Genomic DNA, 13,224 nt, shown 5'->3' on the forward strand with positions numbered 1-13,224 from the left:
AAAAGGAGACAGAAATGGCCGTTACAATTAATCAAGATAACTTAACTGACGTGACACAATCTGGACTAACCATTGTGGACTTTTGGGCTCCTTGGTGTGGTCCTTGTAAAATGATGGAACCAGCCTTAGAGAGTTTGGAAAAAACTTATGGAGATCAAATCCAGTTTGCCAAAATGAATGTGGATAACAATCAAGCAGTAGCAGAATCTTTTAAAATTATGAGCATTCCAGCATTGGTTTTGTTTAAAGATGGAAAAGCCATTGAAAAAGTGACGGGGTATTATCCTGAAGCAAAATTAGCCAAATACTTAGAAAAGAAGATATCAGAAAATGAACCAAAGTAAAACAGCGATTGTGATTGATAGTTCAGCCAATATAGCTCCGGAAATCGTGCGTAAGTATCATTTTACGATCGTTAATCAACCGGTTATGTTTGGTAAACATGTTTATCATGAAAATATGGACATTGATTCAGATGAATTTTACCGAATGCTTAAGCTTGAAAAGTATCATCCTACAGCTTCTCAAATTCCAATGAAAGAAATGCAGGAAGTCTTTAGTAACTTAGCTCAAGCAGGTTATGAAGCAGCCTTGTGCATTGGTTTATCGGGAGGCTTGAGTGGTTTTATCAATAGTGTATCAGCATCGGTTCCAGCGATTAAGGATCTCCAGGTTTACCCTTATGATTCGGGTTCTATTTTAGCTGGTGTAGAAAAAGTTGCCATTCTAGCATCTCATCTTCTAGATAATGGAGTAGATATCCACGAAGTTTTACATCAAATGCGTAAATATCGTCGACAGACTCAAGCTTATATTGCAGTAAATAACATTAAAGAACTTCAGAATATGGGAAATATTTCTAACCGAACCTCGTTAGTAGGCTCATTTTTTGGAATGCGCCCCATTCTAACTATTAATCACCAAGGGCGTTTAGAGATGGTTGGTAAAGAGCGGCAAATGAAGAATGCGATGGAAGCAATCGAAGAAATTTTTGACAAACAATTAGTTGACCATACCAATTTAGTAGTAACTGTAATTGATGCCAATGATGTAGATCGTAGTATGCAGTGGCAAAGCACTTTAAAGGCTAAATACCCTGGAATGCAAGTTGAGTCACAACAGATTGGTCCGTATGTAGGTACTTATACTGGTAGTAAAGCGATTGGACTAATTTGGTCGCCAAAATTGTGATAGTATAGACGTTAGTTATTAAGAAACGGGTGGATAGAATGATTACATTAAAGTCAGAACGAGAAATTGAAGGAATGAGAAAGGCCGGTGCAGTACTTGCTGGTATGCATATCGGACTTCGTGACATTATTAAACCAGGTATCTCAAGCTGGGAAATTGAAAAGTTTGCATTAAAATACTTAGACAAAAACGGTGCTGTTCCTGAAGAAAAGGGATTTGAAGGCTACGAATATGCAACCTGTGTAAGTGTTAATAATGAAGTTTGTCATGGCTTTCCACGTAAGGGTTTAATCCTTAAAGAAGGCGACTTAGTTAAGGTTGATACAGTTGTTAGTGTGGATGGCTACATGTCTGACTCATGCTGGGCTTTTGCTGTTGGCGAAGTTAGCGATGAAGTTAAAAAATTAATGGAAGTTACTAAAAAGGCTTTATATCTTGGGATTGACCAAGCTGTAGAAGGCAACCGAATTGGTGATATTGGTCATGCAATTCAATCATATGTTGAAGATGAAATGGGTTATGGCGATGTTCGTGAATTCGTGGGACATGGTATCCAACCTACAATGCATGAAGATCCAATGGTCCCAGGATACGGTGAAGCTGGACATGGTCCTCGCTTGAAGAATGGTATGACGATTACAATTGAACCCATGGTTAATGTTGGGGGATGGCAATGTGATACTTCCGCTCCAGATGGTTGGACTGTTACTACAATGGATGGTAGTCTCTCTTGTCAATACGAACACACACTAGTAATCACACCAGACGGTCCTAAGATTTTAACATCTCAAGATCCTGTTGAAGATGCTAAGTATTTGTAGAAGCAAAAAAGGAAGCCTTGACTTTTTTAGTCGAGACTTCCTTTTGTTTTTGATGCTAAAATGGTTACATCCTAATCATTATTTTAGTAATTAGCGATTTCAATCAGATTACCATCAGGATCTTTAATTAAGAGTGATTGAACATCGCCATGAGTTCCTTGGCGAGTTTTAGGATCGTCGATAATTTCGATGAAATAACTTTTGAGATGGTTAACAATTTCTTCCATTGGATTTTTAGCAACAACGGAAAGGGCAATGCTACCAGTAGTAGCCTGAGCTGGAGCAAATTGGGGTTGTTGGTCTGGAGTAACGAAGTAAATTCGTTGTTTGCCAGCGCGAACCCCCGCGAATGGAGCATCGATTAGAATCGGCATATCGAAAACTTCATGATAAAAGCGTTCGCTACGAGCGATATCAGATACAGTTAGCGTAATATGATCAATTTCACGAATATTCATTGTATGTAAGTCCTCCTAATAACGAGATTAAGTATAGCATAGGCAAATTGGATTGACGATTTGTATAAATTCATGCTACGGTGGTTATTAGTTATTTTAGAAAAGTTAAGGTGAAAAAATGAGTTTATTATCAGTTGAGCATTTGAGCCATGGTTTTGCGGACAAAGAGCTCTACGAAGATGCAAATTTTGAGTTAAATAAAGAAGACCACATGGGAATTGTGGGACAAAATGGTGCTGGTAAAAGTACGTTAATCAAGATTTTAACGGGGGAAACCTTGCCAGACAAAGGTCGTATTATTTGGCAAAATAAAGTGACGTATGGTTACTTAGACCAGTATGCGGACATTCCTAAGGAAGATACGTTGTATGAATTTTTAACGACCGCATATGCAGAGTTATTTCGTCAACGTGATTTGATGGAGAAGTACTATGCAGATTACGCTGAAAATTTAGACGATAAGTTGCTAGAAAAAGCTGGAAGAATTCAGGAAAATTTAGATGCCAATAATTTCTATGATATTGATACGGAAATTAATCGAGTAATGACCGGTTTGGGTCTCGACGATATCGGCAAAGATCATATCGTAAGCGAAATGAGTGGTGGACAACGTTCCAAGATTATTTTGGCTAAGTTACTTCTTCAAAATCCAGACGTTTTGATCTTGGATGAACCGACAAACTATTTAGATACTGCTCATATTAGTTGGTTGGCAGATTACTTGAATGGCTTTGAAGGAGCCTTCATGGTAATTTCCCATGACTACGATTTCTTGCAGAAGGTTACTAACTGTATTTGTGATGTTTCATTTAATAAAATTACTAAGTATCGTGGTGACTTCCAATCAGCAATGCGTCAAAAAGATGCGCGTAAGGAAGCCCAATTAAAAGCGTTTGAAAAACAACAAGTAGTGATTGAAAAAGCTGAAAACTTCATTCGTAAGAATAAAGCCGGTCAACGTTCGACGATGGCTAAATCACGGGAGAAGATGTTAAATCGGATGGAAAAAATCGATCCACCTAGTGAAAACTTAAAGGGTCATTTTGATTTTCCATATCTCGATACTGGATCCCAAAATGCAGTTGCTGTGAATAAATTAGCGGTAGGTTACGGCAAGAAGCAATTGCTTGAACCAGTGACATTTTCAATGTCGGCGGGCGAAAAAGTAGCTTTCTCTGGGTTTAACGGTGCGGGTAAGTCAACCTTGATTAAGAGTATCTTAGGAGTAATTCCAGCTTTAGGTGGAGAAGCCCATTTTTCACCATCTGCCAAAGTTAATTACTTCACCCAAGAATTAATATGGGATAATCCTAAATTGACACCATTAGAAACCATTCAAAACCAATACCCTAAGATGTTGCCTAAAACCATTCGGACTAAATTAGCTAAGTGTGGAATCAATGCTGCTGATACTATGAAGCCGATGAAACAGCTTAGTGGTGGAGAACAAACTAAGGTTAAATTAGCTTTAATGGAGTTGATTGATTCAAATTTCTTAATCATGGATGAACCAACAAACCATTTGGATGATGAAACGAAGCGGGCCTTAAGTGAAGCGTTACAACGCTTTAAAGGCAATTTGATCGTTGTATCCCATGAGGATAGTTTCTATTCCCAATGGATTGATAAAGAAATCAACGTGGAAAAATTACGTCTAGATCGCGAATAACCAAGCAAAAAAGCAACCCCGTGGGGTTGCTTTTTTAATACTCAATAGCTTAAAAGTCTGTGGCATCTGGATCCTGAGCTAGACCAGCTACACCATGGAAACCATCAATTTTCTTGATGTCGTCATCTGAAAGTTCAAAATCAAAGATTTCGGTGTTTTGTTTAATACGGTCAGCGTGAACTGACTTAGGAAGAGGTAAGAAGCCGTGTTGTAGTGACCAACGAAGTACGACTTGAGCGACACTCTTATTGTATTTAGCAGCGATATCTTTAAGTTCTGGAATGGTAAAAATCTTACCAGTTCCTAGTGGACTATATGCTTCCGAAAGAATACCATGTTCTTTATTGTAGGCCACAACTTCATCTTCAGTATCACTAGGATTTAGGAAGATTTGGTTGACTGCTGGAGTTACTTTGGCAGTTTTCAAAAGTTCATCAAGATGATGAGCACGGAAATTAGATACACCAATCGCACGTACTTTACCAGCATCGAGGGCTTCTTCCATCGCACGCCATGAGTCAGCGTTGCGCTGTTGCCATTCATCACGGAATTGGACTGGATTTGGCCAGTGAATTAGGTATAAGTCGAGGTAATCAGTACCTAATTTAGCTAAACTAGTGTCTAACGCTTTTTTAGCTGATTCGTAGCCATGGTCACGATTCCATAGTTTAGACGTGATGAAAAGTTCTTTACGATCAATTCCACTATCTTTAATGGCTTTGCCAACACTTTCTTCGTTTCCATAAGCTGCAGCTGTATCAATATGACGGTAGCCCGCTTCTAAAGCAGCCTTAACTGCATTATAAGCTTCATCACCATCTTTAGATTGCCAAGTTCCAAAACCAACTACGGGGATTTTAACTCCGTTGTTAAGGGTATAAGTATCTGTTAAATTATTCATCAAAAAGCCTCCTTGATTACCAATAAACTATATTAATAATAGCGCTTTTACAGGCGGTAAGCTAGTAAAAAGGACTAACTAAAAATTAGTTAGTCCTTTTTAAATATGACTTATTTAGATTACTTATTGAAAGTTCCAGCTTCAACTTCACGAAGATAATCTGCAAGATGTTTGAAGTAAACTGGTGCATTATCAATCATGTGATGATGGCCACCATTAGGCGTTGTAACTAACTTAGCGTTAGGAATAACTTCAGCCATACGACGTGCTGAATCTAGCGGCATAGTTTCATGTTCACCAAATGTCAATAAGGTTGGAACATTGATATTTTTAATTTGGTCACGAACATCCCATTCGTTAAGTTTTCCAGTAACAACGAATTCGTTATCGCCTTGGAAAGCATTATAAACCGGAGTAGCCATAGTTGGTACTAAATGACGGATTGCAACTGGTTGTTTACGATCAACGTAACCAGCATTCAAAATGTCAACTAATTTTTGGTAACGTTCGTTGTCCCAGTCACCAGATTTTTCGCAGTCACGCATGAATTGAGCATCTTCAGGAGCAAGAGCTTCATCACGGATTGCATCTTGATGTTCCAAATATTCGTCAATGTTATCGACCATGGATGAAATGATAGCACCCTTAAGATGTTGACCATATTTAAGAGCATACATCATTGTTAATGCGCCACCCCATGATTGACCGATAAGGTAGAAATGATCAATTCCAAGTTTTTGACGAACTTCTTCAACTTCGTCTAAGAAGTAATCATATGATAGATATTTTTCGGCGATTTCAGGATCGGAGTAATCTGGTTGATCAGAATACCATGAGCCCAGTTGGTCATAGTAATGTACTTGGACGTTCAAGCCTTGCTTTAAAAGTTCATCGTGGAAGTTTTCCCAATATTCATGGTTTCCACCAGGGCCACCGTGAAGAGCTAATAGATGGATTGAATCGTCGTCACCATCAGTGTGAGACCATAAATGGTATCCATTATCTAGTGTTAAAATTGTTGTTCCTTGTTTCAAAACACTCACCTAGTTTCTTAAATTTAAGCTTATAATATCAGATTTGAAGGAAACTGACCAGAACCCATATTGATTTACCATTGGTTTAATCAATAATAAATTTAAAAATTAAATTAGTGTGCTAACTTTATTTTTAAATGACTTTGGTTTAACTGTAAAGAGTAAAGCAGTTCTTGGTTACCACGAATGGTAGTCTCAAAATCAGTAGCATAGATAACTAGTCCTAATTGATGACCGGCTAATAAGCGGTAGAACGTAGGTTGAAGTTCTAATTTTACATCATAGAATTGATGGGGTTTAACTTCATCAACACAATAATTATTAGTACGATTTTGTAAGTTGATATGGCCTTTGGAAATCATTTTCCAAGGAGTGACCGCATTTTGAAGCGTGAATTCGCGTAGATCATCAGTCCGCCAATCAAAACTACCACTCAAAGAGCGTGGTTGGAGAATGCTAGGTGAAGGATTGAGACGTTTAGCATCTCCAAAATCAACTAATTGGAAACTAAGCATCCCAAATGGTTGGTTAACTGCTACGTTAACGGAAACTTCAGGCGTACCATCGATTAACCAATCTTCTTTAGTTTGTGCTGTTTTAAAAATCAAGCGATTATTACGCATTTGATTTTTACCATTGGTGGCATGTTCTGTGTTTAGCAAATCAGTATGCCAATGCTTTAAATCATTTTTATACATTTCGAAAAATTCTGGATCAAGGGAATCTCGAAATGAAGCTGCCTCGTTTTTAGTTTCAGAAGCACGATCCACCAGCGTTTTAGCTTGTAGTGTAAATTCTCGAATCTCATCGTCCGCTGCTTGCCAATCTTGATAAGTGTTCCAAGTTTCAGGTTCAACATTATCTTGAATGATTACATTAGGAAGGACTTCGTTAGCCCCATTTTGAACGTCAAAAAGTTTGTAACTAAGCCATAGATTCATCATATCGGTGAAATCAATTGAACGAAAAGCATTGATATAAATGTGTTGACCTTGGTGCAGAATAATTTTCTTATTGATCGGTAAGTCCCGAACAGCGTTCCAAAGCTTACCTACATTTCGTGGTTTAACGTTCCAGTCATTGAGGCCATGAACCATTATAATATCAGCTTTAATATTTTTAACGTTATTTAGATAATTCTTACTGTCCCAATATTTAGAATAATTACCTGAGTCACGGTCTTGATCTTTTTCAATACGTTTCAAAATTTGATCAAAGTGGGCTTTGATGCCTAAATAATCCCCAGCATCATGTTTACGACTTAAAACTTCAGCGGCCAGGACATCCATATCTTCGCCTTGGAAAGTATCTGGAGCAGCGACCAAACCACCGTCTCGGTAATAATCGTACCAGCTAGAAATGGCTGCTTCTGAAATGATGGTCTCTAAGCCTTCCACCCCAGTGGTTGCAGCTGCAGTGGCGAGGGTGCCTAGATAAGAGCGGCCCGTCATGGCAATTTTATGATTAGACCAAGAAGCTTTAATCTCAAGATTATCAGTTTTGTTAGTAAAAGCGCGTCGATTGCCGGCTAGCCATTCGATGATTGCTGTAGTTGAAATGGTTTCTTCGACAGAGCCCGTATCACGAAGTCCATCAGAATCTCGAGTACCAATCCCAGCAGCATAAACCACGGCGAAGCCCCGAGATAAGAAGTAATTATTCAAAGTATAGGGCTGTTCGCGAGCAAAAGTTTCACTTGCTTTTGTAGCCATTCCAGCCACTTTACGTTCAGCAGGAAGTGTTTGGCTGAAGGGTTCGGCAGTGACGTCGGATTTAGAAATTTTTTGAACCGCTTTTTCAGTTAAAGGAACATCAACGTTGTGCGTAATTGCTTCTCCATAACTATCATTTGTCCCTTGATTATAAGGACTCGCTGTATATAGGACTGGAGCTTGGTATCCATGAGCAGTTTGAGCGGGTCGTAAAATTTCGGCTTTAAGTAAATCGCGCTGTCCATCATGATCAGTATCGAGAGGGGCTTCCACATAAACTACTTCACGGATCAACTGATGAGGATCGAAGACTGCTTGGGCTTTTCCATTGAAGAAAAGGGGCTTAGTGGTCGTTGGGTAAAAACTAACGAAATAACCTTGTTGAGTTAGGCGGTCTAAATAGACTTCTCCATTTTTGGTGTGGGTAGTTAGTAAGTTATACCAAGCGTGTGCCACATCCGCACTAGTTTCAAAGTTTTTGAGATCGAGTTCTGGAAGTTGAATTTTGCTAATGGCACTAAGTGGATCTTCAATTTGATAATCAGTATCGGCCTCAAATTGAAGTAATTGGAGTTCTAATAAGATAAAAATTTCTAAAGTTAGTGGTTGATCACTTTCGAAAAAAGCCGCCATAGTTTGATCAGGGGTTGCGAGTAGATTGCTTAACTTTTGTTGGAAAGTTGCTTCGCTATTACTTACGAGGCAAGAACGTTTTAGAAAATCTTTTAACTGGGCTTTCGGATCAGCTAATAAATCAGCATCAATAAAATGAATGTTTTTTAATTCTTCAAGTTCAGTAGTGCGATCCAGTCGTATTCGACCGAATTGATTGTTTTTCATAACATGGAACCTCCACAATATTTATGTTTCATATTATACGCCTAAAGCAATAAAACATAATTAGGCCTTGAAATATTTTAAAAATAAGAAAAAGTTCGTTTTAAATTTCATGAAATAAAAAAATAAGCTTTTATGACGTTTATAAGCATCTATAAACGAACATTAGGTGTTGAAAACAACATTAAAGTATGGAATAATATGGAAGTTGATAAAAAAGATTTTGATGGGGGAACGAAATAATGGATCAAAAATTGGATGATAATGCTTCATATGGATTATTAGACCGAACGTTTCATCTTACAGAACAACATACTACGGTTAAAAGAGAAATTTTAGCCGGTTTAACGACTTTTGTTTCAATGGCATACATTTTGTTTGTTAATCCTACAATCCTAGGGCAAGCCGGGATGGATAAAGGAGCGGTTTTCACAGCAACGGCCATTTCAGCAATTATCGGCTGTGCGTTGATGGCTTTTCTTGCAAATTATCCGATTGCGATTGCGCCTGGATTGGGTGACAATGCCTTTTTCACTTTCTCAGTTGTTTTAGGAATGGGAATTCCATGGGAAAAGGCGATGGCCGGAGTATTTATTGCTTCTGTTTTATTCACAATTTTATCCTTCCTCAAAGTACGTGAAATTGTGATTGATTCAATTTCTAAAGATCTCAAATTAGCTATGGCGGCTGGGATTGGGATCTTCATTGCGTTTATCGGGCTGCAAGGCGGTGGATTAGTTACAGCAAGTAAGACCTCATTAGTTGAGATGGGTTCCTTGTCCGTTCCCACAACGTGGTTAACCATTTTTGGAATTTTTGTAATCGCGATTTTAATGGCGAAAAAAGTGCCAGGTTCAATCTTTATCGGTTTAGTTTCCACTGCGATTTTAGGGTTGGTGACAGGTTTGATTAAAATGCCGGAGCATTTGATTTCCCTTGCTCCTAGTATGAAACCAACATTTGGAGTGGGAATTGCTCATTTGCCTTCAATCGCTGACCCTGAGATGTGGGCCGTAGTTTTAATCTTATTGCTAGTTGCGTTTTTTGATACCGCTGGTACTTTAATTGGGTTAGCTCAACAAGCTGGAATTATGAAAAACAATAAAATGCCACGAATTGGACAGGCTCTAATGGCAGATTCAATTTCAATGTTAGCTGGATCAGTAATGGGAACTACACCCACAGCAACTTATGTGGAATCATCTGCCGGTATTGCAGTTGGTGGACGAACAGGACTGACTTCTCTAACCGTTGGAATCTTGTTTGTATTTAGTATGTTTTTCTCACCACTTTTAACAGTCGTTACAACGCAAGTAACTGCACCAGCTCTAATCGTGGTTGGGGTATTGATGGCTTCTGCGCTTCGTGAAATTAATTGGGATAAATTTGAAATTGCTATGCCAGCCTTCCTCACCATTATTGGAATGCCATTGACTTACAATATTTCCTACGGAATGGCATTTGGATTCTTAACTTATCCAATCTTAATGACCGTTGCTGGTCGCCGTAAGGAAGTTAATTACGTTGTTTGGATTTTAATGGTCGCTTTCGCACTAATGCTATATGTGCTTAATAAACTTCCAAATTAGTATGAAATAAATTAAAAGAGTTGTGATTAAAGACATTTGCCTTTATCACAACTCTTTTTTTATTGGGCCAGTTTACTATGATGAATTCCATAACTAAAGTAGATAATTAATCCAATTCCAAACCAGATGGCAGAACCAATCCAGGTTTCCACCGAAAGTGTGGTAATTAAATAGATACAAGCCAAGGCTGAAATGATGGGGATAAATGGATATCCGGGTACTTTAAAGCCCGTATTAGGAATATCTTGGCGATGACGCAGAGGAATAATTCCCAAGGATACCAAAGCGAATGCTAGTAAAGTCCCCATATTGACTAAGTTAGTTAATTGATCTAAAGGAACGAAGCCTCCTAGAAAGGCGATAAAAATGGTAACTACCACCATGGCATTGCGTGGCGAATGATGTTCACCCACTAGGTTTCCTAAGACCTTAGGCAACAAACCATCGCGTCCTGTAGCATATACCAGACGGGAACTTCCATAAATCATAGAAATCATCATGGTAGTCATTCCGGCTAAAGCGCCCAATGAAAGTAATCCGGCTACCCAATTTTGATGGACTAACTGTAAAGCTAGGGCAACGGGATTGGCAACATTGAGCTTAGTGTAAGGAACCATCCCCGTAAGAACCAAAGAAACGGCCACATAGAAGATGGTGGCAATAATTAAAGTTCCGATAATGCCAATGGGCATCGTTTTCGAAGGATTTTTAACTTCTGCTGCTGATGCAGAAACTGTATCAAAACCTAAATAAGCAAAAAAGACCGTTGAGGCACCGGCTAAAGTACCGTGCACGCCAAATGGAAAATAAGGTTTCCAATTAGTAGGTTTAACATAAAAGATTCCGACTAAAATAAAAATTAGAATGATAGCAATTTTAACAAAGACCATAAAGTTATTGATCCGAATGGACGACTGGAAGCCTCGATTAAGTAAAAATCCGATTAGCAAGACGATAATAATTGCGAATAAATTAATGTAAGTTCCATGACTTGGATTAAATGATCCAGAAATGGCAGTAGGGATGTGTATCCCAAAACCACCCAGGAGAGAACCAAAATAAGCGGACCATCCAGTGGAAACGGCCGCTACTGCTAAGACATATTCCAAAATTAAGGCCCAACCTAGCACCCAACCGGGAAGTTCACCGTAAATGATGGTTCCATACGAATAGGCACTCCCAGCAACTGGAATAGAGGCTGCAAATTCGGCATAGCACATGCCGGCTAGCGCGCATACAATTGCAGCAATCACGAAAGAAATTGTAATCGATGGTCCAGCCTTCAGTGCTGCAACGGTACCAGGAAGGATGAAAATTCCAGTTCCAATTACTGCACCAATTCCGAGCGCCAGTAAGTCTTTTGGACCAATGGTTTTTTCGAATTTTGAGTCAGTCTTTAAGTAATTATCTAATGATTCTTTTCTCAAAATTTTATCTATTATTTTCATAACACACTTCCTTTTCTAATATCTTTCTAATAATACTGAATCAGTTTCACTACGTCAATCGGATTTCTTTTATTAAAAATGTAAATTTGATTAAATTAAAAGAACGGGACTGGTATAATTTATATGGAAGATAATGTGGAGGTTTTAAGATGGCGTTAGAACTTGATGGTGGAGCAGTAGTGTATCAGTTACGTAACAATCAGCCGTATTACTTGCTTTTAGAAAGTGCAACGAGTGGTTTTTGGGGTTTCCCCAAGGGTCATGTCGAAGATAAAGAGTCTGTGATTGAAGCAGCTCAACGTGAAATTCGCGAAGAGACAGGTATTATCACGAAAGTTAACGATAATTTTTTCGAGGTATTAAGTTACCAGGTTGGTAAAAACCTAAAAAAGGTTACATTATTTAGTGCTGAAGTTCCTTTAGATACGACATTACGGTTACAAGAAGCGGAAATTAGTTCAGCTGGATGGTTCGATTACATTACGGCGCGTGAAAAATTATCGTATTTAAACTTGAAACAAGCCTTAGATAAGGCTGATCATTTCATTGCGAGCATAAAACCAAGCGTATAGGTAAAATAAAAATTGTAAATAAGTACAGAAAAAGGGCTGCGACACATTTAAGTGTCACAGCCCTCTTATCCTCATTTGATAAAGCTTATTATAGAGTTTAAATTATGCTAGCTTGCTGAATGAATTATCTTCTAGGCTTTGAAGATTGCGAACAGCCTCTTCAATGGTTACGCCAGTTGCATGAAACTCTGGTTGGGCTTTATCATTAGCGATAAATACCTGCTTTTCTGTATCAAGAGCGATACTATACCATGCTGAGCTATATTTTTTGAATTGCATAATGATAAACCTCCTATCCTTAAAGTGTATTTTAGAAAGCTTTGAAAAGCGCTTTCATTTGTTAGGATACTTTAATTTACAATATTTTTGGAAAAAATGCAACTATTTTGAATTGAGGAGTTAAAAATGGATAAAGTTATTGTGATTGCTGGACCAACTGGATCGGGAAAAACGACGATTGCCGATTACCTTTACCAAAAATATGGAGTGATTAAGGTAATTACCCACACTACGAGACCAAAAAGAAAAAATGAGCAATCAGGAATCGATTATTACTTTGAAACAGACGAGACATTTGATGATAACCATTACTTAGAACAGGTGCAGTATTCTTACTATCGATATGGTTCTTCGTATGAGGGCCTTCGACGTGCTTGGTCAAAAAATTCAATTGCTAGTATTGTATTAGACACAGCTGGAGCAATAACTTACCTTAAAGAGTTAGGGGCACAGGTGGAAATCTTATTTTTACGGGTAAACGAAGAAAAAACTTTGAAGGATCGATTGTTAAAACGTGGTGATAGCTTAGAGGCAATCCAAAAAAGAATTGACAGTCCCGAATATCGACGCGACATGCAGTTGCCAGAAGAGCTTCAAGGGCGGGCGACGGTCATTAATAACGATGATTGGGAGCACACCAAACAAAAAATTGATCAATTTTATCAAAGAGTTAAAGAAGCAACCAAAAAGATACCAAATGAAGGTTAATTATG

13 protein-coding genes are annotated in these 13,224 nt (G+C 38.3%); 7 read left to right on the forward strand and 6 right to left on the reverse strand.

Features of this window, described 5'->3' with window-relative positions:
• Positions 1 to 14 precede the first annotated feature (14 nt).
• Genes trxA through map form a run of 3 tightly spaced genes read left to right on the forward strand, consistent with a single transcriptional unit; the run spans position 15 to position 2,012 of the window.
• Positions 15 to 344, forward strand: coding sequence for a thioredoxin (gene trxA / locus PEPE_RS01845; RefSeq protein WP_002832811.1), 330 nt, complete (start codon positions 15 to 17; stop codon positions 342 to 344).
• Complete coding sequence (locus PEPE_RS01850; protein WP_011673041.1) at positions 331 to 1,191, forward strand: DegV family protein; 861 nt, start codon at positions 331 to 333, stop codon at positions 1,189 to 1,191. Before trxA ends, PEPE_RS01850 begins: the two co-directional genes overlap by 14 nt.
• 38 nt (positions 1,192 to 1,229) lie before the next feature.
• Positions 1,230 to 2,012: a type I methionyl aminopeptidase gene (gene map, locus PEPE_RS01855; RefSeq protein WP_002832814.1), complete on the forward strand. Its 783-nt coding sequence runs from the start codon at positions 1,230 to 1,232 to the stop codon at positions 2,010 to 2,012.
• An 83-nt stretch (positions 2,013 to 2,095) separates the two neighbouring features.
• On the opposite strand, the gene PEPE_RS01860 is transcribed toward map, so the two are convergent.
• The gene (locus PEPE_RS01860; RefSeq protein WP_011673042.1) at positions 2,096 to 2,470 is read right to left on the reverse strand and encodes a VOC family protein; all 375 of its coding nucleotides are present in this window, start codon (positions 2,468 to 2,470) and stop codon (positions 2,096 to 2,098) included.
• Between the two features lie 118 nt (positions 2,471 to 2,588).
• Here PEPE_RS01860 and PEPE_RS01865 point away from each other — a divergent pair, with 118 nt between their 5' ends.
• Entirely contained in the window at positions 2,589 to 4,139 is a 1,551-nt protein-coding gene (locus tag PEPE_RS01865) for an ABC-F family ATP-binding cassette domain-containing protein (RefSeq protein WP_002832817.1), read from the forward strand.
• Between the two features lie 49 nt (positions 4,140 to 4,188).
• Here PEPE_RS01865 and PEPE_RS01870 read toward each other — a convergent pair whose 3' ends face one another.
• The 3 genes from PEPE_RS01870 to PEPE_RS01880 form a co-directional block, all read right to left on the reverse strand.
• The gene (locus PEPE_RS01870; RefSeq protein ID WP_011673043.1) at positions 4,189 to 5,040 is read right to left on the reverse strand and encodes an aldo/keto reductase; all 852 of its coding nucleotides are present in this window, start codon (positions 5,038 to 5,040) and stop codon (positions 4,189 to 4,191) included.
• A gap of 119 nt (positions 5,041 to 5,159) precedes the next feature.
• Positions 5,160 to 6,074: a proline-specific peptidase family protein gene (locus tag PEPE_RS01875; protein WP_011673044.1), complete on the reverse strand. Its 915-nt coding sequence runs from the start codon at positions 6,072 to 6,074 to the stop codon at positions 5,160 to 5,162.
• Positions 6,075 to 6,187: 113 nt separating this feature from the next.
• Positions 6,188 to 8,626, reverse strand: a complete 2,439-nt coding sequence (locus PEPE_RS01880; RefSeq protein ID WP_002832821.1) for a Xaa-Pro dipeptidyl-peptidase — start codon at positions 8,624 to 8,626, stop codon at positions 6,188 to 6,190.
• Positions 8,627 to 8,865: 239 nt separating this feature from the next.
• Between PEPE_RS01880 and PEPE_RS01885 the strand changes: the two genes are divergently transcribed.
• Positions 8,866 to 10,212 carry an NCS2 family permease gene (locus tag PEPE_RS01885; RefSeq protein WP_011673045.1) on the forward strand — a complete coding sequence of 449 codons (1,347 nt, stop codon included), beginning with the start codon at positions 8,866 to 8,868 and terminating at the stop codon, positions 10,210 to 10,212.
• Positions 10,213 to 10,271: 59 nt separating this feature from the next.
• Here PEPE_RS01885 and PEPE_RS01890 read toward each other — a convergent pair whose 3' ends face one another.
• Entirely contained in the window at positions 10,272 to 11,660 is a 1,389-nt protein-coding gene (locus tag PEPE_RS01890; protein WP_002832823.1) for an amino acid permease, read from the reverse strand.
• 149 nt (positions 11,661 to 11,809) lie between these two features.
• Between PEPE_RS01890 and PEPE_RS01895 the strand changes: the two genes are divergently transcribed.
• On the forward strand, positions 11,810 to 12,232 hold the full coding sequence (locus PEPE_RS01895) for a bis(5'-nucleosyl)-tetraphosphatase (RefSeq protein WP_002832824.1): 423 nt from the start codon (positions 11,810 to 11,812) through the stop codon (positions 12,230 to 12,232).
• A 102-nt stretch (positions 12,233 to 12,334) separates the two neighbouring features.
• On the opposite strand, the gene PEPE_RS09155 is transcribed toward PEPE_RS01895, so the two are convergent.
• Entirely contained in the window at positions 12,335 to 12,511 is a 177-nt protein-coding gene (locus tag PEPE_RS09155; RefSeq protein WP_002832825.1) for a hypothetical protein, read from the reverse strand.
• Between the two features lie 126 nt (positions 12,512 to 12,637).
• Here PEPE_RS09155 and PEPE_RS01900 point away from each other — a divergent pair, with 126 nt between their 5' ends.
• Complete coding sequence (locus tag PEPE_RS01900) at positions 12,638 to 13,219, forward strand: AAA family ATPase (RefSeq protein ID WP_011673046.1); 582 nt, start codon at positions 12,638 to 12,640, stop codon at positions 13,217 to 13,219.
• The last annotated feature ends 5 nt before the right edge of the window (positions 13,220 to 13,224 follow it).

Origin of the sequence: Pediococcus pentosaceus ATCC 25745 (genome assembly GCF_000014505.1) — a bacterium.
In the GTDB taxonomy this organism is placed as follows: Bacteria; Bacillota; Bacilli; order Lactobacillales; family Lactobacillaceae; genus Pediococcus; species Pediococcus pentosaceus.

Coding starts and splice junctions, on each gene's coding strand:
- PEPE_RS01865 (WP_002832817.1), top strand. CDS start 2,589: ATGAGTTTATTATCAGTTGAGCATTTGAGCCATGGTTTTGCGGACAAA.
- trxA (WP_002832811.1), top strand. CDS start 15: ATGGCCGTTACAATTAATCAAGATAACTTAACTGACGTGACACAATCT.
- PEPE_RS01885 (WP_011673045.1), top strand. CDS start 8,866: ATGGATCAAAAATTGGATGATAATGCTTCATATGGATTATTAGACCGA.
- PEPE_RS01895 (WP_002832824.1), top strand. CDS start 11,810: ATGGCGTTAGAACTTGATGGTGGAGCAGTAGTGTATCAGTTACGTAAC.
- PEPE_RS01870 (WP_011673043.1), bottom strand. CDS start 5,040: ATGAATAATTTAACAGATACTTATACCCTTAACAACGGAGTTAAAATC.
- PEPE_RS01860 (WP_011673042.1), bottom strand. CDS start 2,470: ATGAATATTCGTGAAATTGATCATATTACGCTAACTGTATCTGATATC.
- PEPE_RS01880 (WP_002832821.1), bottom strand. CDS start 8,626: ATGAAAAACAATCAATTCGGTCGAATACGACTGGATCGCACTACTGAA.
- PEPE_RS01850 (WP_011673041.1), top strand. CDS start 331: ATGAACCAAAGTAAAACAGCGATTGTGATTGATAGTTCAGCCAATATA.
- PEPE_RS01890 (WP_002832823.1), bottom strand. CDS start 11,660: ATGAAAATAATAGATAAAATTTTGAGAAAAGAATCATTAGATAATTAC.
- PEPE_RS09155 (WP_002832825.1), bottom strand. CDS start 12,511: ATGCAATTCAAAAAATATAGCTCAGCATGGTATAGTATCGCTCTTGAT.
- map (WP_002832814.1), top strand. CDS start 1,230: ATGATTACATTAAAGTCAGAACGAGAAATTGAAGGAATGAGAAAGGCC.
- PEPE_RS01900 (WP_011673046.1), top strand. CDS start 12,638: ATGGATAAAGTTATTGTGATTGCTGGACCAACTGGATCGGGAAAAACG.